This is a genomic window from uncultured Holdemanella sp., assembly GCF_934754935.1.
Classification (GTDB): domain Bacteria; phylum Bacillota_I; class Bacilli_A; order Erysipelotrichales; family Erysipelotrichaceae; genus Holdemanella.
Genome location: NZ_CAKVJB010000010.1, coordinates 47,781 through 68,421 on the forward strand (window position 1 = coordinate 47,781; position 20,641 = coordinate 68,421).

Genomic DNA, 20,641 nt, shown 5'->3' on the forward strand with positions numbered 1-20,641 from the left:
TCTTTTTTTAATCCACCTTCATTACCACTTTTACAATTCCATACAATGCTGCATATAAGACGGTTGCAACTGGCCAAACAATATAGGTTATATCCCATTGTTTAGTCCATAAGCTCCAACCAAGATAAATAGCTGTTGTAAGACACCAATAGGCACCTGTAAATGTTTCAGTTTTCTTCTTTGCGAGCTTTTCTTTTTTTGTAAAGTCACCTTCTTGTAGCAATGTATCATAGCTACTTTTTATTGTAGAAACACGAATTAAAATATTCACACCAACAGAAGCCAAAATCATTAATGCCACTAAACATAATGTACACACATAATCTGAAGCTTCCATGCACCCTGCAATGATCAACGGGATTACAGATAAAATACATAGAACAACACCACATGCTAGAGAAAAAGAATACTGTTCTTGATAGCTTTGATTCTTTTCTTTGACTAGTCCTGTTACACCATATTCCGTTTCAAAGGGTTCTTGTTCTAAATACTGTAATGGACTCAATTTAATTCCTGTTTTGATAAAGATAAATACTGCAAGTGCAACCATACCTAATAATGTGGTGCACGCAAGTGCAATAGCTAAGCCATCATTAAACGTTGAAACCAGAAATAAAGGAATTGGACTTAAGATGCATAATGTTGTCGCATTCGCAAGCATAGGTGCCGCTTTTTTCTTTTCATCCATATATGCATTTGCTTCTTCCATACTCACACGATGTAATTCACTATCTGTATCACATGTTGTCTCTGTATTTTCTTTCTCAATTTCATCTTTTAATAAGTAATCTGTGCTTACTCCAAATAAATCTGCCAACTGAATGATCTTTTTTAAATCCGGAATAGCCCCAGCACTTTCCCATTTTGAAACCGATTGTCTAGACACACCTAGTTTTTGTGCAAGATCCTCTTGGGTCCATCCATTCTTTTTTCTTTCTTCAATTATTTTATCGGCTAGAATCATATTTCTTCCTCCTTAGCCAAAGTTTACTAAAATGCGCGGTTGCATTCCACCAACTCGACTTGTCAATTTATCAATCGACAGTTGCATAGACTAGAAAAGACCTACTTTTACGCAAGTCTTTATCTAAGCCACATATTTTCTTAATATTTGATTCAGTTTTTGTTCATCAATAGGTTTTGAAATCGAATCATTCATAATCGTTTGATCAATTTCATATTCGGATTGTGCACTCATCGCAACAATTGGAATGGATGGATTAATTTTGTGAATGCATCTAGCCGCTTCATCCCCATTCATTTTTGGCATCATGATATCCATTAAAATTAAAGAGTATGTATTTGGTTGTTCCTTAACTTTTTCAACCGCCTCTAATCCATTCCATGCCTTATCAATATTTACATATTCACCCAAGTAAAACTCGGCCACTTCCATATTGATTTCATTGTCTTCTACTAAAAGAATTTTTTTATTCTTTAAATCCAATTTTGAAGCATCTTGTTTTTTATTTTTAGACGAATCCAATTGATAAGTAAGAACCACCTTGATTTGTGTACCTACACCCACTTCACTTTTAACTTCAATAGTTCCACCCAGCTTATCCACTAAGCCCTTCACAATCGACATACCTAAACCAGTTCCTTCATATCTTGTTCTGGCATCTTGTTTAGCTTGTGAAAAAGGCGTAAACAGCTGATTTTCAATATAATCTTCACTCATCCCAATTCCTGTGTCTATGATTTCAAATTCAAATGTAACTTTTGAATCATCACTCTTTATTTCTCTAACATACGTATCAATTGTGCCATTTGGCTTATTATACTTAATCGCATTCGTCAACAAATTAACAAGAATTCGTCTAAGTTGTAATGCATCACCAATTAAATGTGTATGAACTATATTGTCCATATGCTTATGATATGTAATATTTTGAATTGACACTTGGGCATCAATCAAATCACTTATTTCATCAATCACATGATTTAAATCAAAGGACTCATTCACAATTTCCATATGATCCGATTGTAATTTTGACATATTTAAAACATCTTCAACCAATTCATTTAAATGGTTCGTCAATATTTCAATCTTATTCAAAGAATCATCCAACTTATCCATATCACCCCAGTTTTTACGAATAATCTGCATCATGCCTAAAATACCATTGATCGGCGTACGAATATCATGGCTCATGCGATTCATAAAATCCGTTTTCGCTTTACTTTCTAAATCCACCTTTTGATAAGCCAATTGAAGCTGTTTCATTTCTCTATCTTCCTTTTCATGGAAAGAAGAAGTGTTTCTAAATAATAGAATAGCACGAACTATATTTCGTTCACTTTGAATATCTACATCATAAATTGTTTCTTCACTCATCAAAATCATTTCTTGAACCCAAATCACTCGATCATCGGACATTTGAATTTGATATTCCACCGTAACATGCTTATCCCCAGCTTTATAGCGATCTAATAGGCTTTGGCAAGATTCTACAATTTCAAAACTCCCTAAACAATCTTCTAATACATTAGGTTTCCATTGTTTAAAATAAGCTTCATATGAACAAGGTAACATAGGCTTTTTATTTTTCTGCATATATTTATCATAAATACCATCAATTTGATTTTCTGTTAAATTCACAGAAAAAATAGATTGTGCCATATTCATCAAAGCTTCAATATAATTCGCATTTTCTAAGATGGATTGTTTCAACTGATCATAGTAACGCATCAATTGTTTCTTTTCATCCATCTCTACAGTATTCGAATACATTTTAAATCCCAACACAAAATGATGTAGATTTCCATACTCGTCACTATCCAAGTAAACTGCTATGATTTTACCTTTCAATTCTGTATGATTCACTCGATGACAATATGGTATTTCAAATACAGGATTTTCCTTTGTGACATGCTTATTCAAACTATCCATGTTTAAGACATGACGATAATCCTTTCTTTGATCTTCATTAAACAATTCATCTAAGATTTGTTCAATGGCACCCGAATAATTTCCATCTTCAGCTAAGAAGAAAGAATAACCTGCACGCAAAGTAAAATATGCATCTGTCTTGGCATCACAATATATACAATCTGAGAAATTAAATCCTTTATCTTTTAATTGTTGAATCACACTTAGAATCAAATCTCTTTTCTTGGCAGCCTCTTTAATTTTTGCCTGGTTTTTATCAATATACATATTTTTATCTGCCTGACAAAACAATTCGCGCATTGTGAGTCCTAAAAAATCATTTGAATACGCAAAACCAGCCGCATAGCTTAATGGCATTTCTGTACAATGATCACATACACGTTTTATATTCTCTAAATTTCTTTTTACATCTTCCCTTGTCACATCTTTAAAGAAAGCAATGAATTCATCTCCACCATAACGACCTACAAATTGATTTTCATCCACACCTTTACGAAGACTTTTCGCAAACGAATGGATATATAAATCGCCTCTTTCGTGTCCTTGTTGATTATTAATAATTCTTAGATTATTCAAATCAAATACACAGATTGCCATATTTTGTTCAACTTCTAAAGTAAGAATTTCCTCACACTTATTTTTATTTGGTAAGCCCGTAGCTTCGTCTAAATAGATTTTACTTTTTAATTCTCGATTTGCCTTCGCATAACGAAAAGCTTTAAAAAGTTCATATAAAATCATAAATATTAAGACAACAATATCTGCAATTGTCATAAGCTCAAATTGTTTAAGTCGGGTTGCGATTCTTTGTGAATACGATTCCGCAAGGCCGGTCGCTACATCACATAAGCTAAAAAATATTTCACTCTTCTCAATTATATTTGTATTCTCATAGCCAACTTGTCGCACAATATAAATCTCTTGTTTTAAAGTGTCAAAATAATCATCTAATTCTTCCATCTTCACCTGAAAAGCCTTGTCATCCAAAGAAACTAAATTTAGCTCTTCACTACCAAAACGAAGACCTTCAATATATCCTTCAACATCCGCAATCATTTCATCCTGTGGAATTCTAGCATCTTCCAACTTAATGATACGCTGCGTTTTTCCACGCACTAATCCCGCATAATTGACAACACGTGCAGTTCCTTGAATACGTGAAACCATCATAATGATGATTAAAATGAGCACAATTAAAAGACTGGTAAATACCGTCATTAAAAAGCGCATTATTTTTGAGAAATGATTCTTTTTTTTGTTTTTCATACTTTTATTGTATTAAGAAAAACAAAGAATCACAAGAAAAAAGGACAAATCTAATGATTCATCCTTCTCTTGATCCATATCATGATCCATATGCAAATTCCAATCACCATGAAACTAAATCCAATGAGTTCCAAAGCTGTCCCTTCATGCATTAAGCCATCATCCCCTACATACGCATTGATTTTCCCCTTTAAAAACAAGAATACTAGACCTGCAATCAAAAATAAATTTGCGATAAAAGTAGGTGTAAAAACACGATCCTTTTGATTCATCTAAAACATCCCCTTAATATTTTGTAGTATTATACCACTTCTCACCTTTATTTAGTCTTAAATTTCTCTTAACTTTCTAAGCATTTGATTGTACAATAGATGAGAATAAAAGAAGGAAGGATTCTTATGCAAAACATTGATGAATTAGTTGATTTACACGAATGCCCTCTATGCGAAGGTGGTTCGATTCTAGAAGAAGAAGGAAACGGATTCTATGCACAATGCATGGATTGTGGCTGCTATACAGTTCACGTTGATTATAAAAACGAAGAAGATCGTTTAGAAGCGGCTAAAAGAGCGGCTGAACTATTTAATACAGGTAAAGTATTAAAATCAAATCCTGGTGAATAAAGAAAATGAGTGAATCAATTCCACTCATTTTTTTATTTGATTGAATTTTGATCTAACCACTTACCACGAACCATACGAATAAAGAATATAATACCCCTAAACACAAGTTCGAAAGTCATTGTAATCCATACACCAATCACACCATATCGCTTTGTGAAGATGATAATCGGTAAAACACGCATGCCCCACATACTCAAGGCATTTAGAACAAAAGGACGCTTACTATCTCCAGCACCACGTAATGCTCCCATAACTACAATACTTATCGCAAACAATGGTTCTGAAAAAGAAACAATTCTTAAACATTCACTAGCTCCATCTATGACTTTTTGACTAGTTGTAAGGGTTGAAGCTAAAAATGGTGCAAACACAAACATAATAATACTCATGAAGATGACAAGAATAAACGACAATAATGTAGTTAAATACGCAAAGCGTTTCGCCATATCTTTTCGTTTTGCCCCAATACTTTGTCCAACCAACGTCGTTGCAGCACCACCAATTCCATAGGCCGGTAAATAACATAAGCCTTCTGCAGATACAGCCACATAATTGATGGCCACACTGATTGCACCCATACTAGAAACAACACCTGTCATTACAACTTGAGCTAAAGATAATGTAACTCTTTCAAGTCCTGCAGGAATTGATAGATTGACTACATTTTTTAAAATATCTTTGTCAAACTTCCAAGACTCATCTCCCAAAAGACGTAATGATTTTTCCTTTTTGACAACAATATACATTAAGATAAAACCTACAACCAATTGTGCCATTCCCGTACCAAGTGCAGCTCCTGCAACACCTAAATTCAATATATAAATAAAGAAATAGTTAAAAGCAACATCAAAAACACACATCGAAATATTCATAAGACTTGGAAGCACAGCATTTCCTGAACACCTTAACATTCCCGAATGTAACATGGCCATCATATTAAATGGAATAAAAGCCCCTACAATAGCTAAATATAAAGTGGCATCTTTACAAATGGAAGGATCTGCCCCTAATAAAGTAGGCAAATAAAAACTGGCCCCTACTACAATCAAAGCCATACATAAGCCAAAAATAACATTAAAAAGTATCGACTGACAAACAACTTGCCTAGCCAATTTATTTTTACCTGCCCCTAAATATTGGGCTACCTGCACCGAAAAGCCTAATACAGCCGCTGTACAAATACCACCAAATAACCATGTCGTACTCGCAACAACACCAATGGCTGCCGTAGCCTTGTAACCTAAAGATCCAACCATCGCTGTATCAATATAGCTCATAGCCGTTCCAACCAATTGTTCTAATATGGCAGGTACAGATAATAAAATGACAATTTTTAATTGATCTTTAAAATCTATTTTTTTATTTTCACGCATCTGCGCCGTTATTTCCATCATGTTCATAAAATGATTATACAAAGAAAAAAGATGTATGTCACCATACATCTTAATCTTCTACCTCTTCACGCCACATTTTAGCGCCTAAATGAGCTAACTTACCATCCAAGTTATCATATCCACGATCAATGTGATAAATATCATGAATTTCTGTAACACCATCTGCCATCAAGGCTGCGATCACAAGTCCTGCACCACAACGAAGATCTGTTGCGGTTACTTTTGAACCATGTAACTTTGTTTTTCCATTGATAAATGCACTTGGTGTGTGTACATCAATATTTGCGCCCATTTTATTTAATTCCGCACAATGCTTAAAGCGCTCTGTATAAATTGTCTCTGTGACAACAGACTGTCCTTCACATTGCGTTAATAATACAGTAAATGGTTGCTGGACATCTGTCGCAAATCCAGGATATGGTTTAGTCAATATTTCTGTGCGTTTTAACGGCTTATCACTCTTAAATACATGAATAAAATCCGAACCCACTTCCATATTGATTCCCACTTCTTGAAGCTTCATAACAATAGCTTCCAAGTGCTGCGGAATAATATTCTCAATTCGCATATCATTGGCCATAGCGGCTGCCATGATCACATATGTAGCTGCTTCAATACGATCTGGAATAATTTCATGAATACATCCCTTTAAGTAATCAACACCATCAATGACTAATGTACTTGTACCCATACCATGAATTCTTGCGCCCATTTTATTCAATAAAGTCGCAATATCAATGATTTCCGGTTCACGTGCCGCATTTTCAATGACAGTTCTTCCTTTTGCGTAAACAGCTGCCATCATAATGTTGATTGTAGCCCCTACACTAGAGATATCTAAGAAAATATTTGTTCCTTTTAATTCTTTCGCATCCAATATATAACATCCATTTTCATATTGAATATTAGCACCCAAAGCCTCAAAGCCCTTCAAGTGTAAATCAATAGGTCTAGGACCCAAATAACACCCTCCAGGCATCTTGATTTCTACATGTCCAAATTTTCCTAACAACGCACCCATAAAGTAGTAGCTTGCTCTTAATTTTGAAACAGCCTTAGATACCATAGGAATATTTTCCATATGAGTAGGATCTATATATAATGTTTCTTCATCTCGTTTTTCAACATAAACACCAAGTTCATTCAATAAAACGATCAAAGACTGTACATCCGAAATATTAGGTACACCATAAATTGTTACTGGCTCATTTCCTAAAACACACGCTGGAATTAAAGCCACAGTCGCATTTTTAGAACCACTAATACGAACTGTTCCATTTAAATGATGTCCACCTTCAATTTTAATGACTTTTTCCATTCATTTTCCCCCATTTCAAGGTAATGCCTATCTATTATAGCCTATTCAATCCGGATAATCTAGAAAAATATTGTAAATTCCAAAAGCCATCTATTTTAAATGTTGTTCCATCCAATTTGTGATTTCATTTAAACGACGCAAACGATGTTGAGGAAGTCCTGTACGTGATAAATCATGATTTTCACCATGGAACAAGCACATACGAGCCTCGATATTTTGATCCAACAACGCGTTCAACATTTGTAGACCCTCACAAAGTGGACAACGATAATCCTCATCTGAGTGAATAAACAATGTTGGTGTCTTTACATTACGCGCATATTTCAATGGTGAATGCCACCATAATTTTTCTGGATTCTCATCATATGTAGCTAATTGTTGATCTTGCGCAAAATATGGTCCAATATCACTTGTCTGAGAGAATGAAATCCAGTTTGCGATACTTCTTTGACTTGCTGCACACGCAAAACGATCTGTATGACCAATGATCCAGTTTGTCATAAATCCACCATAACTACCACCAGTTACACCGACTTTACTAGCATCGATTTGAGGATATGTTTCCAAAACTTTATCTGTAAACTGCATTAATTCATCATAATCAATCGTTCCATATTTTCCACGGATGTCCATAAATTCATTGCCACGTCCATCCGATCCATGAATATTACAGAAGAATACAAAATAGCCTTTACTTGCCCATACTTGCATTTCATGATAGAACACTTTTCCATATACAGTTTTAGGACCACCATGAATATCTAAAATAGCTGGATATTTTTTAGTTTCATCATAATCTTTTGGCAACAATACCCATCCTGTTAAATCTTCACCAAAACTTACTTCGACAGGATCAGCCACATATGTATCTTCCATCTTATTAAAGTCAGACAATTGAGTTACTTTTCCATCTTGAACCTTATATAATTGTTGAAGGCTCGCCACATCAGCTCCAATAAAATACAATGTGTCATCTTCAAATGCGAAAGTTTGAATCGTTCCTGACCATTCAAATACCAATTCAATCTTTCCATTTTCTAATTTATATAAATTATTATGATCATAAATCGTTGATACAAAATATAAAGCTTGATCTTTTACTAAAGTGGCATTTCCGGCAACTAAAGCACAATCCGTACCTACGCTGTTACCAACACATTCTTGCCAATCGGCAATTAAATTAAAATCTTGATCAAAGAATTTTGGATTTTCATTCAAACCATATTTTTCATGTGTACTCGCAACAAGAACCAATTTATCATCCACAAAATTAAAGTCTTGAATACTTCTTTTTCCAGCTTCTACAACTGTACTAACCGAACCATCATACTTATAAAGATCTTCATATAAAGCTTGTTTGCGTGTCCAGTTTTGACCTGTATAGTACAAAGCACCATCATGAATTTTTGCGTTAGATACATCAAAAGTACCTTCTGTAACACAAACTAGTTCTTTTGTATCTAAATCATATGTATATAAATGACTACGATGTTTATTTGTGACTCCCTGACCATTCATATAGAAAGGAATCTCATCAAATACTTCGTAATCACTTTCTTCTTCCACTAGTTTTTCTTTCGTCAATAATACAAGTGTATTCTCATTTAAATATCCCAATACATTCATTCCTGGTTTATCAAAGCGAGCAATTTCTTTAGCTTCTCCACCATTTAAAGATAAACGATATAAAGAAGTGGATTTTTCAATATTTTTACGATTTCCACAGAATAGAATCGAATTCTTGTTTTCAATATAAAAACTAGCTTCTTTTCCAAAAGAAGTTAAATCATATACTTCATCATTCTTTACACATTTTAATGTGTATTCATAAGCATTGTCTTTTTCTGCTGCTACTCCATCAACAAAGACTTTTACGCCATCTTTCACTTTTAAATTTCCATAAAAGTGATAAGACAATAAATCATTAATTTCAACTGACTTCATGTTTTTCCCTCCAAATTATGCAAAAAGCAGGCTTTAAAGCCTGCTTTACTTAAAAACTTTAATTATTCAGCTTTTCCAGCAGAACCAAAGAAGTTTTCCATCATTTCTTTACATAATGCAGTGATTGCATCAGCACCTGGTTTTAATAATTTACGTGGATCGTATCCTTTTCCTTCTTGGTCTTTTCCAGCTTCGATGTATTTACGAGTTGCTTCAGCAAATACTAATTGGCATTCAGTATTAACGTTAACTTTAGAAACACCTAATGTGATAGCTTTTTGAACTTGTTCACGAGGGATTCCTGAACCACCGTGTAATACTAATGGTTTACCATTTGTAGCGTTTTGGATTTCTCCTAAACGATCAAAGTTTAATCCAGCCCAGTTTGCAGGATATTTACCGTGGATATTTCCGATACCAGCTGCTAAGAAGTCTACGCCTAATTCAGCGATAGTTTTACATTCTTCAGGGTCAGCTAATTCACCAGCAGATACGACACCGTCTTCTTCTCCACCGATTCCACCAACTTCACATTCAATTGATAATCCTTTTGAGTGTGCTAAGGCGATCATTTCTTTTGATTTTTCTAAGTTTTCTTCGAATGCATAGTGAGAACCATCGAACATTACAGAAGTAAATCCTGCTTCGATAGCAGCTTTTGCACCTTCATATGAACCGTGGTCCAAGTGTAAAGCTACAGGAACTGTAATTCCCATTGCATCGTGGATTTCTTTTACCATAGCAGCAACTGTTTTGAAACCACACATATATTTAGCAGCACCTTCAGATACTCCTAACATAACTGGTGATTTAGCTTCTTCAGCAGCAGCTAAGATAGCTTTTGTCCATTCTAAGTTATTGATGTTGAAAGCACCAATCGCATAGTGCCCTTCGTGAGCTTTGTTGATCATTTCAGTAGCAGATACTAACATTACTCTATTCCTCCTTTAAACATTTCTGTCATAACTATTCTACTCCATATCGCCTAATTTGAAAAGTGAAATTATTAACTAACGGCGTGATTTTCCCGATAATTCGACAGGTTTCGATAAAGTTCGAATCCTTTCAAGAATTCTAAGACTCGCAATTGTGTTATTCGGTTTATTCGCAAGACGATATTGTTGTTCCAATTCCTCCATGGAATAATTTGATGTAAAATACGTTTTCATCTGTTTATTCATACGCTCATCTAAAACCGGAAGTAAAATCTCATCACGCGTCCATTGCGTAATACTTTCAGCTCCAATATCATCCAAAACCAAAACATCACTATAACGCAAATGATTCATCACTCTTTGACGATATTCATTATCCGTCATAAATTGTTTCAATTCTTGAATCAATAACGGAACTTGCACAAAAGAAACACTCTTATTATTCTTGGCATAATAATTACAGATTCCCTTCATCAAATATGATTTACCAGTTCCAGGATTTCCATATAAATACACACCTTGATTTAATGGAATACTACTTACACTTTGTGTATACGCAAGTCCATATTCCTTTTCTTTGGCTGCACTTAAAAAAGAAGCATCATTCAAATCAATTAAATAATCATTCAAAGACATGTGAGAAAAACGAAACTTACTTTGATGCGCCAATTGTTTATCACGATTCTGTTCATATTGGCACGAAGCATAATACTCATTTAAAAAACCCGAATCATCTATTTTTAATTTTGAAACTTTGCCACGAATCTTTTGAACGCAATAATCCAATCCTTTACAGTTTCTACAGGCATTCACACTCTTTAGCCACTGCAACAAAACACCACTGTTTTCTTCTACAAAAGATGCATCTAAATGATTTTGTTCTAAAAACATCTGAATGAATTCATTCTCTTTTAAACGCGCAATATTTCGTTGTCTTTCTAACATTTGTTCTTCGGAAAGTTTAATATTTAAATTCACTACAATTTACCTTCTTTCAACATCTTTTGTAACTCCAACATTTCCTGCTCTAGCTGGGCATCGGATTTCTCTTCTTTTTGCGTATAGAACTTATCATCCAACACGACCTTTTCCATCTTTTTATCCTTTTTATTTTCAACCGGACTCTGATTGATGATCTCCAAAGCCTTCTTTCTAGAATCCACACCCAAGCGAACCCAGCTTGCCGCTACTTTTTCTACATAATTTCGAGAAAATTGTTGATTCGTTTGTCGCAAAGTATATTCAATCAATGTATTTACGACTTCTATAGGAAACTGGAATTCTTTACATAAACGCTCAATCAATGCTTGATCCGATTTCACAACTGGAATTCCATTTTGTTTATTCTGTAAAAACTTAACTGGTGACATTTTATATGGATCTTTACTCACTTTCATAACCTTACGATTACGCATAACCATATCTTTTAGTTTTTCTAAATCAAATACATGCGTTGAAGGATTTGTACTTCTTTGTACATATTTACGCATATCTTTGGCATCGATGCCATATATTTTAGCCATTTCTGCGATACGATCTAAATTTTCACTTGTACGTAAACGCACCGGAAAAATTCGATCCATCCCTTTAAAGAGTGTCGCAAAATCAAAATCATATTTCTGCTTTATCGTTGGCTTAACCTTTTCAAATGCGATTTCTTTTGATTCATTCCAAGCATCCAAAATAGAAACATCCAAAGGACTTTCCACTTTAGTATAGGAAGAAGAAACCGTTTTATCTTTATAAAGCATCGACTTCACTTTGTCAAAACACTTTGCGCCAACACTTGCCAAATACAATCTTGAATATGTCTCATGACATAAAAACGAATCTGGTAATAATGGAGCATATAATAAAATCAACATATCCGCTTCATGAACATATGTTTCAATCAGATGATATTGTTCCAAATGATTTCTTGCGATATCAAATTGTGAAGCATTCATATTCAATAAAAGATATACATCTTCTAATTCAACAGAATTTTGAATGGAATCAAAAAATTCATATAAACAAATTGAGTTTTTGCCAATCAAAGGACCATACAATAAATTCAAAGATTGTCTTTGTTCACTAGATAAATGCTCTATGCATCGTACTTCAATCGCCATTTAATTTCTCCTCTTTTAATGCATCCTCAATCTGCATATGCAACTGTTCTACCGTACTATTATTACGTAATACAATATCACTTTTTGCCATTTTCTCTTCTGGATTCATCTGTGATACAAGTCTTGCCAAAGCTTGTTCCCTAGTAAAATTGCGATATGTTTGTAGACGTGATAATGCCACATCTAAATCAGCCACAACGCACCAAATGGAATCAAAATGTTCTTGTGCCGAAATCTCAAACAAAATTGGCATTTCCACAAAAACAATCGAACTATCTTGTTCACAGATCCATTTATGCATTTCATCAAAAATCAATGGATGTAGAATCGCTTCTACTTGTTTTCGATGTTTTTCATTTGAAAACATATAGGAAGCTAGACTCTCCTTAATAATTTGCCCATTTGAATCCAATTCAACAATATTCATTTTCTTTAGTTTCTCATAACCCAAATTTCCCTTTTTTAATAAATCCGCATTGACCTGATCACAATCTAAAACAGGATATTTGTTTCGTAAATATCGAGAAATTTCACTCTTTCCTGAACCCATTGATCCCGTGATTCCAATTACTTTCTTTTTTGACATTTTGGACATAAATAAGTCCCCCTTTGTGATACAGTTAATTTTTTTATTGTATGATGACACACTTTACATTGTGTCTGATCATGTACTTTTAGATGAAGTTGAAAACGTCCTGTTACACCTAAACTTGACGTATAAGAGCGAATCGTTGTTCCACCATAGTATGTAGCCCCCTGCAAGATTCGTCTTGTTTCTAAAACGATTTTATCACAATCTTTTTTTGATAACTTACAAGCACGACTTCTTGGATCCAAACCTACCGCAAAGCATATCTCATCGGCATAAATATTTCCAATACCTGCCATAATCGATTGATCTAAAAGACAAGATTTTAAATTTCGTTTTAATGTATGAATACAATGATAGAAATACATTCCATCAACTCTTGGATCCATATAATCATATCCAACATTTTTAAAACAAGTATACGCATGAACATCTTCTTTTTTAGGATATAAGTACATTCTTCCAAACTTTCGAGTATCATGATATGACATATAGATTCCATTATTTAATTTAAATACAACATGAATATGTTTATCCTCTCGAAGATCGTTGTACAAATAAAATTTACCTTCCATTCTAAGATGTACAATCAAATCATAATCATCTAACCCAAAAATCAAATATTTTCCAAGTCGATTAAATGAACGAAAGGATTGCCCAATCAATTGATTCCTAAAAGTTTCTATTTCCACATTATCTATGATTTTAGGATAGTAAACCAATACATCTTCAATTGAATCATCTTTAATTTGTGTTTCTAACGTACTTAATACAGTTTGTACTTCGGGTGCTTCTGGCATTATTTTGCCTCATACCAAGACTTGCCAACGCTAATACTTGCCTTTAATGGAACCTTTAATTCCATCGCACTTTCCATTGTTTCTTTGACAAGTTTTTGCATGAAGTCCAACTCTTCATCTGGCACCAAGAAAATCAATTCATCATGAATTTGAAGAAGCATTTTCGACTTCACATTTGTATCCTTCAAAGCTTGATCCATTTTCAACATCGCAATCTTAATCAAGTCTGCTGCACTACCCTGGATTGGTGCATTCATCGCAGCACGCTTACCAAATTCACGTGTCATAAAATTCTTATCATTGATTTCCGGAATTTCTCTTCTTCGATGGAATAACGTTTCTACATATCCATTTTCTTTACAGAACTCAATCAATTGATTCATATATTCATGAATTTTTGGATAACTTTCAAAATACATCTTCATAAACTCACCCGCCTCTTTGCGAGTGATATTTAATTGTGAGGATAAGCCAAATTCAGTTTGGCCATATACAATCCCAAAGTTTACTGTCTTTGCGATTCTTCTTTTGTGTTCATCCACTTCTTCTGGTGAACAATTAAAAATCAATGTTGCCGTTTTTGTATGAATATCCAATCCTTCATTAAATGCTTTGATCATATAATCTTCATTTGCCATATGCGCTAACATTCTCAATTCGATTTGCGAATAATCAGCGGACAATAAGCGATAGCCATCTTGGGCTACAAAAGCTTTACGAATTTCTTTTCCCAGTTCATCACGAATACTAATATTTTGAAGATTTGGTTCACTACTTGAAAGTCTTCCCGTTTGCGTCATTGTCTGATTAAAAGAAGTGTGGATCTTTTGATCCGAACGAATATGTTTTTTTAAACCATCAACATATGTGCTCGATACTTTTGATATTTTACGATATTCCAAAATATCATCTACGATTGGATGTTTTCCACGAAGCTTTTCTAATACATCAGCTGAAGTCGAACGCTTTTTTCCACCTGAACTTAAATTTAATTCATCAAATAAAACATTCGCCAATTGTTTAGGAGAATTGATATTAAAAATCATACCAGCATGAGAATAAATTTGTTGAGCCAAAGCTTCTAGCTTTTCATTTAATAAAGCCCCATATTCATCCAAGAAACTTTCTTGAATTGAGATTCCCTCTTGTTCCATAGAAAATAATACACGTGTAAGTGGCATTTCAATTTCTCTATATAAAGAAAGTACATTTTCTTCTTTTAAAGATTGAAGAATTTCACTTTTCTTTTCATATAACTGTTGTGCCAAACTATGTCCAATTGCTTGTTCTCGATTTAAACTAAAAGCCGGTTCATCTTTTGTCTTTTTGGATACATCATGAAAAGACTCTGGCAAAGTAATATGAAGGGCTTCTAGTACTGCATCACTATCTGTTGCGGTAGAATTCAATAAGAATCCGGCAATATGAAGATCATCATTAAATGTATTCCATTTAAATCCATAGCGATCTAATAGATGCATCATTTCTTTGGTATCCCATGTACTGATTTCTTTGGTTTCTAATGCCTTTTTAAAGTTTGTATCTTCCAAAGCGTTTTCTACTGAAATATAGTAAACTGTCTTATCTTTTGGGATCATAAAGCCATATAATTGCTGATCTAAGTAAGGTTGTTGCGTACATACTGGTAGTACCATTAAATCTTCTACATCAATCATTTCAAAATGATCCACTTCTTTTAATGGCCATTTTTCATTCTTAGCTTGTTTTGTTCGATTCACTAAAGATCGCATTTCATATTTTTCATAGAATCCATTTACATCTTCTTGAATTCCTGTAAACTCACAATCATTTAAACTAAATGGAAGTTCCATCTTTGTATAAATGGTTGCCAATTCTAAAGACATAAACGCATTGTCTTTATCTTTTTCAAGCTTTTCTTTTAATTTTCCCTTTACCTCATCAATATGGGCATAAACATTTTCTACCGTTGAATATTGATTCAATAAACGCAAAGCCGTTTTTTCACCAACACCAGCTACCCCTGGAATATTATCAGCTGTATCTCCCATTAATCCTTTCATATCAATAACTTGACTTGGACTAATTCCATATGTATCGAAAAGATTTTGTTCGTCCATCAATTCCATTTCACTCAAGCCTTTTTTCATTAAAAGAACATGTGTACTTGGATCAATCAATTGAAGCAAGTCACGATCACTTGTTAGAATTGTTGTTTGAATATCATTGCAGCATTTAGCCATACTTCCAATAATATCATCCGCTTCATAACCTTCTTGTTCATAGCGCTTAATTCCAGCAGCATCTAAATATTCTCTTACGATTGGAAATTGTACGATCAATTCCTCATCTAATGGTTTACGTGTGCCTTTATAGGCTGCAAATTGTTTGTGTCTAAAAGTTGGTTTTCCCGCATCCCAAGCAACTAAAATCTTATCAGGTTCAATAATATCAATTGCCTTATTTAACATCATCACAAAGCCATAAACCGCATTGGTTGGAATGCCGTTGGATGTTGTCATTCTATGTGTATATAAAGTTGCATAATATGCACGAAATAACATGGAGTTTCCATCTAATAATAATAGTTTTTTCATTTGAATACCTCTTTTCTTCTATTTTAACACATATGAAAAGAAGGAAACGAATCCACGACTCATTTCCTTCGAATATTTTGCATGTGCAGCTTTTCCATTCGTTTATAACGAATATCTTTTATAGTTGCATATCTATTGAATACAGTAATAATATAGATCAACACAAATATCGCAACCCCATTAAATATCAATGTGAGTGCTTCCACGTGAATAAACCATTGCACAAAGCTCATTGTAAGATATCCGAATAATTTTGCTCCAAAAAAACAAACCAAATCATTTATAAACATCATCATGAATACAAGGGCAAATTGTACCCAATGATCTTGTTCCATCGCATTTTTAAATAGTCCTGCTAGCCATCCAAAAAAGCCAAATAGAATCATTTTAATAAGCCAATTTGAAGTAAAGAACATTCCAACACAAAGGCCACATAGACATGCATACAAAAGTCGATTCAAGCTTTTTTCATGGCTCACAACAAGCATGCATCCACAAAAACATAAATGACTGACAAAAGATAGTGAAGAATATGTAAAATCTACACTGAATAAAGATGCATTGATTTGATCAAGCATAGCTAAAATCAATAAGAAAATAAATGAGTAACGTTCTTTATTTATCATTTACTCTCCTCTTTTCCAATCACAAGACAATAGTCAAAGCTTTTCATATTCGATACTGGTGAAACATAGACTGTTGAAATAATCGAATCATCATTTAAAGACACGTCTTTTACTTCTCCAATTAAAATTCCACTTGGATAATTTCCACCCTTACCACTTGTAGCTACTTTTTGTCCTTTAGTGACAATCGCATCATTATCAAATAACGAAACGCGATACGCCTTCTTTTCCGTATCATAAGATTGTAGTACACCTTCTACGCTTGAACCATCTTCTAATGACATCTTGATTGCGATATCATTATTTAAATGTTGGCTTGTCAACAGCTGAACCGTACTTGTAGTTGTTTGTACACTATCTACCAATCCTATTGCGCCTTCACTTGTTGCCACAAGCATGTTTTTTTCAACACCCTGTCTTTTTCCAGCTGAAATTGTTACCGTTTGTAGCCATGAATCGCCTGAACGTTCTAATACAGATACACTGATCGTCTTCGCATCCCCAATTCCACCTTTCATATCCAACAAGGCTTCTAGTTGTTTATTTTTATTTCTTTCATCTTCATATGCAGTCTGATAGTTTTTTTGTTGAGCCAATTGTTTCGTCAAATATTCATTATCATCATAGGCATGCCATAAATTTGAAAAATCATTCACCGCATTTCCAATCGATGATAGTGGATATTGAATCAAACCATATTTCAAATATGTCCAAGCACTATAACCAATATTCGTAATTGAATTTTGTCTTAAGCCAAACATAGCACATGCTAATATACATAAAACGACAATAATCGTAAGTAATCTTTTTTGAATTCGAGTAAATTTACGCATAATATCCCCCAAACTAACTTATATTATAGCGATAAACCCTCCTTCTTTCAATCGAGATATTTGTGCTCTTTAAATGAATAATATTGGTTTTTACATACAATAATGTGATCCACCAAACAAACTCCCATCGTCATAGCTACATGAACCATTTTGTAAGTAACTTCAAAATCCGCTTTTGAAGGTGTACAATCTCCCGAAGGATGATTATGCGCAATCAATACAGAATTTGCGTTTTGTAGAAAAGCTTCCTTAAACACTTCTCGTGGATGCACTACACTCTCATTCAATGTTCCCTTAAATAAAACGCGATGCGAAATCAACTTACTTTTCGTATCTAGATAAAGGGCAATAAAGCATTCCTGAGACATAGTACCATACTCAAATTCAAACCATTCAATTACATCTTCTGGTTTTAAAATAGGAGCATGATACACTTTTGATTTAATAACACGCTTACTAAGTTCTACACTTGCTAAAAGTTGTAAAGCCTTGACTTCACGAATTCCTTGAATCTGCATCAATGTATTTACATGCATTGTCATTAATTTTGATAAACCTTCACTTTCTTTCAATACATCAGATGCGATTTCAAATACGGAACGATTCTTATTTCCGCTTTGTAGAATCAACGCAACCAATTCAAGATCACTCAATGATTCTAAACCATAGCGCAACGCTTTTTCTCGTGGGCGTTGCTCCACTTCCATCTCTTTTACCTTCATATACTCTTATACGAAAAAAATGCACTTTTTTTAATTTATTTTCATTTTTTGCTTGCAAAGTCAAGAATCACATGGTATATTATACAAGCGTTAAGCAATTATGGCGGTTGTGGTGAAGTTGGTTAACACAGCGGATTGTGGCTCCGTCACGCGCGCGTTCGAATCGCGTCAGCCGCCCCACTAAGATTTTTAAGCTTCGAGAAATCGAAGCTTTTTTCTTTACTTTTTTTTGAATTATTTGTATATTAGGAACATGAAAAAATTATTATTAATACTTTTAAGTCTTACATTATGTGCGTGTCAAACACAAACAAAGAGTACAACTTCAACTTCAAAAAAGGCTTGTGATGTTACAAGCGAAGAAGAAACATGCAATGCAAAGGATGATACAAAAACTAAGTTTAGTGAAATTAGCTTTGATGAAGCTATTCAATATTTTACACAAGAAAAATCAGGTGTATTGTATTTTGGATATTCAAGTTGTCCATGGTGTAAAGAAGCTAAACCTGTTTTAAAGAAAGTTGCCAAAGAAAACGAAATCGACATTCAATATGTAAAGGTAAGAGATGAAGAAAAAAATCGTCTATATACAGATGATCAAAAAGCTCAAATTGAACCTTATATCCAAGATTACATGTCAAATAATGATGAGGGTGTTTTAACCTTATTTGTTCCTTTAGTACTAGTAGTAGAGGATGGAAAAGTCATTGATGGACATGAAGGAACATTGGATAGTCATGATGCGACTGAAAGAAAAATGACAGATGACGAAAAAGAGGAATTGACAAAAATCTATACAAAATTAATGAGTGAAGCCAATTGACTTCACTCAATTTATTTTCTTCGTATTTTAATGTGATCATCCAAACTCAATTGCCCAATTAATAAACTAGACTTTGGATCATGTAACATATGATTTTTTGAGATTTGTTTCGAATCAAAGTTGGCGTAACAATATTTGCAGCCATGCAAACATGAATTATAGGCACCAATATCCACCATCTCTACGCAATGACAATCTCTTGCCTTCCATTCTTTAAAGAGTTTACCAGTTCTTTCAAAAGCATATTTAATACTGACACAACAATCCTTTTCATCCCCAATTTGATATTTATTTTCCATGCAACTCACAACTTTTATATTATTCTTTTCGAAGGCTTCTTTTAATCTAAGATATTCCTCATAACTTGGTTCATGATAATCCAAATGGTTATCTCTGACATTTTTATAATCATCCACAAAAGAGACAATCATTTTAGATACGTGTCCATTCAGCATTTTACATAGTTTGTTAAAGGCACGAATATGATAATCTGCATCATATTTCGAATTTAAAAGAATTGGATCATATCGAACACATACATTTTCTTTTCCTAAATAGGATGATAGCTTTTTAATGCATTGAATGACTTGTTTCTTATCCGGAACATTAGGCTCTATATCTTCGAAGTATCCAGTGATAGTAACTTGTAGCTGAATAGGTACAGAAAATAGATGTATTGTATCTAACAATGGCAATGGATTCTTTGTACAAAATACAATCATATCAATATCGGATACATAGATACGACTGACTAGTTTTGGATTAAAAGGATTTCTTACATCAAAATAGCCTTCATTCCATCGGTTCACAAACCAATCCATATAATAGGCTACAACATCTGTTCTTCCGCTTGCGTTTATAATCATAAGTTTATTAAACAAAGAAATTAAATAATAGTCAACACAAAGAAAAAAGTCATCCTAAGATGACTTAAATTTCTAAATGGCGGTCCAGATGGGACTCGAACCCACGATCTCCTCCGTGACAGGGAGGCATGTTAACCACTACACCACTGGACCAATATTTAATTTAAATGGAGCAGATGAGGGGAATTGAACCCCCGTATCAGCCTTGGCAAGGCTGTGTTCTACCATTGAACTACATCTGCATGAATGGCGGTCCAGATGGGACTCGAACCCACGATCTCCTCCGTGACAGGGAGGCATGTTAACCACTACACCACTGGAC

General features: G+C 33.9%; 18 protein-coding genes and 3 tRNA genes. 3 read left to right on the forward strand and 18 right to left on the reverse strand.

The features are described from left to right. Window positions 1-7: 7 nt before the first annotated feature. From Q0E86_RS04085 to Q0E86_RS04095, 3 genes are all read right to left on the reverse strand, one after another. Window positions 8-964, reverse strand: a complete 957-nt coding sequence (locus Q0E86_RS04085) for a helix-turn-helix domain-containing protein (RefSeq protein ID WP_295754698.1) — start codon at window positions 962-964, stop codon at window positions 8-10. Window positions 965-1,087: 123 nt separating this feature from the next. Beyond that, window positions 1,088-4,159, reverse strand: a complete 3,072-nt coding sequence (locus tag Q0E86_RS04090) for an ATP-binding protein (protein WP_295754700.1) — start codon at window positions 4,157-4,159, stop codon at window positions 1,088-1,090. Window positions 4,160-4,209: 50 nt separating this feature from the next. Further along, entirely contained in the window at window positions 4,210-4,431 is a 222-nt protein-coding gene (locus tag Q0E86_RS04095) for a DUF3955 domain-containing protein (protein ID WP_288518541.1), read from the reverse strand. A gap of 126 nt (window positions 4,432-4,557) precedes the next feature. Here Q0E86_RS04095 and Q0E86_RS04100 point away from each other — a divergent pair, with 126 nt between their 5' ends. Then, complete coding sequence (locus Q0E86_RS04100) at window positions 4,558-4,782, forward strand: Lar family restriction alleviation protein (protein ID WP_117571665.1); 225 nt, start codon at window positions 4,558-4,560, stop codon at window positions 4,780-4,782. A gap of 32 nt (window positions 4,783-4,814) precedes the next feature. On the opposite strand, the gene Q0E86_RS04105 is transcribed toward Q0E86_RS04100, so the two are convergent. The 12 genes from Q0E86_RS04105 to radC form a co-directional block, all read right to left on the reverse strand. Further along, window positions 4,815-6,182, reverse strand: a complete 1,368-nt coding sequence (locus tag Q0E86_RS04105) for an MATE family efflux transporter (RefSeq protein WP_295754702.1) — start codon at window positions 6,180-6,182, stop codon at window positions 4,815-4,817. Window positions 6,183-6,225: 43 nt separating this feature from the next. Further along, complete coding sequence (locus Q0E86_RS04110; RefSeq protein WP_295754704.1) at window positions 6,226-7,494, reverse strand: UDP-N-acetylglucosamine 1-carboxyvinyltransferase; 1,269 nt, start codon at window positions 7,492-7,494, stop codon at window positions 6,226-6,228. 90 nt (window positions 7,495-7,584) lie between these two features. After that, window positions 7,585-9,438, reverse strand: coding sequence for a S9 family peptidase (locus Q0E86_RS04115; protein WP_295754705.1), 1,854 nt, complete (start codon window positions 9,436-9,438; stop codon window positions 7,585-7,587). Between the two features lie 62 nt (window positions 9,439-9,500). Beyond that, the gene (gene fba, locus Q0E86_RS04120; RefSeq protein WP_270499875.1) at window positions 9,501-10,370 is read right to left on the reverse strand and encodes a class II fructose-1,6-bisphosphate aldolase; all 870 of its coding nucleotides are present in this window, start codon (window positions 10,368-10,370) and stop codon (window positions 9,501-9,503) included. A 78-nt stretch (window positions 10,371-10,448) separates the two neighbouring features. Next, the gene (locus Q0E86_RS04125) at window positions 10,449-11,351 is read right to left on the reverse strand and encodes an ATP-binding protein (protein WP_295754707.1); all 903 of its coding nucleotides are present in this window, start codon (window positions 11,349-11,351) and stop codon (window positions 10,449-10,451) included. Then, on the reverse strand, window positions 11,351-12,484 hold the full coding sequence (locus Q0E86_RS04130) for a DnaD domain protein (RefSeq protein WP_295754709.1): 1,134 nt from the start codon (window positions 12,482-12,484) through the stop codon (window positions 11,351-11,353). The genes Q0E86_RS04125 and Q0E86_RS04130 overlap by 1 nt, the downstream gene beginning before the upstream one ends. Then, window positions 12,474-13,079 carry a dephospho-CoA kinase gene (gene coaE / locus Q0E86_RS04135; protein WP_295754711.1) on the reverse strand — a complete coding sequence of 202 codons (606 nt, stop codon included), beginning with the start codon at window positions 13,077-13,079 and terminating at the stop codon, window positions 12,474-12,476. Before coaE ends, Q0E86_RS04130 begins: the two co-directional genes overlap by 11 nt. Further along, the gene (gene mutM, locus Q0E86_RS04140; RefSeq protein ID WP_295754713.1) at window positions 13,052-13,873 is read right to left on the reverse strand and encodes a bifunctional DNA-formamidopyrimidine glycosylase/DNA-(apurinic or apyrimidinic site) lyase; all 822 of its coding nucleotides are present in this window, start codon (window positions 13,871-13,873) and stop codon (window positions 13,052-13,054) included. The genes coaE and mutM overlap by 28 nt, the downstream gene beginning before the upstream one ends. Then, window positions 13,873-16,449 carry a DNA polymerase I gene (polA, locus tag Q0E86_RS04145; RefSeq protein ID WP_295754715.1) on the reverse strand — a complete coding sequence of 859 codons (2,577 nt, stop codon included), beginning with the start codon at window positions 16,447-16,449 and terminating at the stop codon, window positions 13,873-13,875. Before polA ends, mutM begins: the two co-directional genes overlap by 1 nt. 59 nt (window positions 16,450-16,508) lie before the next feature. Continuing rightward, on the reverse strand, window positions 16,509-17,075 hold the full coding sequence (locus Q0E86_RS04150; RefSeq protein WP_295754716.1) for a hypothetical protein: 567 nt from the start codon (window positions 17,073-17,075) through the stop codon (window positions 16,509-16,511). Next, window positions 17,072-17,908 (reverse strand): rod shape-determining protein MreC, encoded by an 837-nt coding sequence (mreC, locus tag Q0E86_RS04155; protein WP_295754718.1) that lies wholly within the window; start codon window positions 17,906-17,908, stop codon window positions 17,072-17,074. The genes Q0E86_RS04150 and mreC overlap by 4 nt, the downstream gene beginning before the upstream one ends. A 47-nt stretch (window positions 17,909-17,955) precedes the next feature. Beyond that, complete coding sequence (gene radC, locus Q0E86_RS04160; protein ID WP_295754719.1) at window positions 17,956-18,630, reverse strand: DNA repair protein RadC; 675 nt, start codon at window positions 18,628-18,630, stop codon at window positions 17,956-17,958. Window positions 18,631-18,733: 103 nt separating this feature from the next. Between radC and Q0E86_RS04165 the strand changes: the two genes are divergently transcribed. Further along, a tRNA-His gene (locus Q0E86_RS04165) sits at window positions 18,734-18,810 on the forward strand. Window positions 18,811-18,883: 73 nt separating this feature from the next. Continuing rightward, entirely contained in the window at window positions 18,884-19,453 is a 570-nt protein-coding gene (locus Q0E86_RS04170; RefSeq protein ID WP_295754721.1) for a thioredoxin family protein, read from the forward strand. 11 nt (window positions 19,454-19,464) lie between these two features. Here Q0E86_RS04170 and Q0E86_RS04175 read toward each other — a convergent pair whose 3' ends face one another. The 3 genes from Q0E86_RS04175 to Q0E86_RS04185 all read right to left on the reverse strand — a co-directional run bounded on the left by Q0E86_RS04175 (window position 19,465) and on the right by Q0E86_RS04185 (window position 20,561). Beyond that, the gene (locus Q0E86_RS04175) at window positions 19,465-20,319 is read right to left on the reverse strand and encodes a DUF1848 domain-containing protein (RefSeq protein ID WP_295754722.1); all 855 of its coding nucleotides are present in this window, start codon (window positions 20,317-20,319) and stop codon (window positions 19,465-19,467) included. Between the two features lie 77 nt (window positions 20,320-20,396). Next, window positions 20,397-20,472 (reverse strand) — tRNA-Asp (locus Q0E86_RS04180). A gap of 15 nt (window positions 20,473-20,487) precedes the next feature. Beyond that, a tRNA-Gly gene (locus Q0E86_RS04185) sits at window positions 20,488-20,561 on the reverse strand. Window positions 20,562-20,641 lie beyond the last annotated feature (80 nt).

Coding starts and splice junctions, on each gene's coding strand:
- Q0E86_RS04175 (WP_295754722.1), bottom strand. CDS start 20,319: ATGATTATAAACGCAAGCGGAAGAACAGATGTTGTAGCCTATTATATG.
- Q0E86_RS04100 (WP_117571665.1), top strand. CDS start 4,558: ATGCAAAACATTGATGAATTAGTTGATTTACACGAATGCCCTCTATGC.
- Q0E86_RS04170 (WP_295754721.1), top strand. CDS start 18,884: ATGAAAAAATTATTATTAATACTTTTAAGTCTTACATTATGTGCGTGT.
- Q0E86_RS04130 (WP_295754709.1), bottom strand. CDS start 12,484: ATGGCGATTGAAGTACGATGCATAGAGCATTTATCTAGTGAACAAAGA.
- Q0E86_RS04095 (WP_288518541.1), bottom strand. CDS start 4,431: ATGAATCAAAAGGATCGTGTTTTTACACCTACTTTTATCGCAAATTTA.
- coaE (WP_295754711.1), bottom strand. CDS start 13,079: ATGTCCAAAATGTCAAAAAAGAAAGTAATTGGAATCACGGGATCAATG.
- Q0E86_RS04150 (WP_295754716.1), bottom strand. CDS start 17,075: ATGATAAATAAAGAACGTTACTCATTTATTTTCTTATTGATTTTAGCT.
- fba (WP_270499875.1), bottom strand. CDS start 10,370: ATGTTAGTATCTGCTACTGAAATGATCAACAAAGCTCACGAAGGGCAC.
- Q0E86_RS04115 (WP_295754705.1), bottom strand. CDS start 9,438: ATGAAGTCAGTTGAAATTAATGATTTATTGTCTTATCACTTTTATGGA.
- polA (WP_295754715.1), bottom strand. CDS start 16,449: ATGAAAAAACTATTATTATTAGATGGAAACTCCATGTTATTTCGTGCA.
- Q0E86_RS04105 (WP_295754702.1), bottom strand. CDS start 6,182: ATGAACATGATGGAAATAACGGCGCAGATGCGTGAAAATAAAAAAATA.
- mutM (WP_295754713.1), bottom strand. CDS start 13,873: ATGCCAGAAGCACCCGAAGTACAAACTGTATTAAGTACGTTAGAAACA.
- radC (WP_295754719.1), bottom strand. CDS start 18,630: ATGAAGGTAAAAGAGATGGAAGTGGAGCAACGCCCACGAGAAAAAGCG.
- mreC (WP_295754718.1), bottom strand. CDS start 17,908: ATGCGTAAATTTACTCGAATTCAAAAAAGATTACTTACGATTATTGTC.
- Q0E86_RS04090 (WP_295754700.1), bottom strand. CDS start 4,159: ATGAAAAACAAAAAAAAGAATCATTTCTCAAAAATAATGCGCTTTTTA.
- Q0E86_RS04110 (WP_295754704.1), bottom strand. CDS start 7,494: ATGGAAAAAGTCATTAAAATTGAAGGTGGACATCATTTAAATGGAACA.
- Q0E86_RS04085 (WP_295754698.1), bottom strand. CDS start 964: ATGATTCTAGCCGATAAAATAATTGAAGAAAGAAAAAAGAATGGATGG.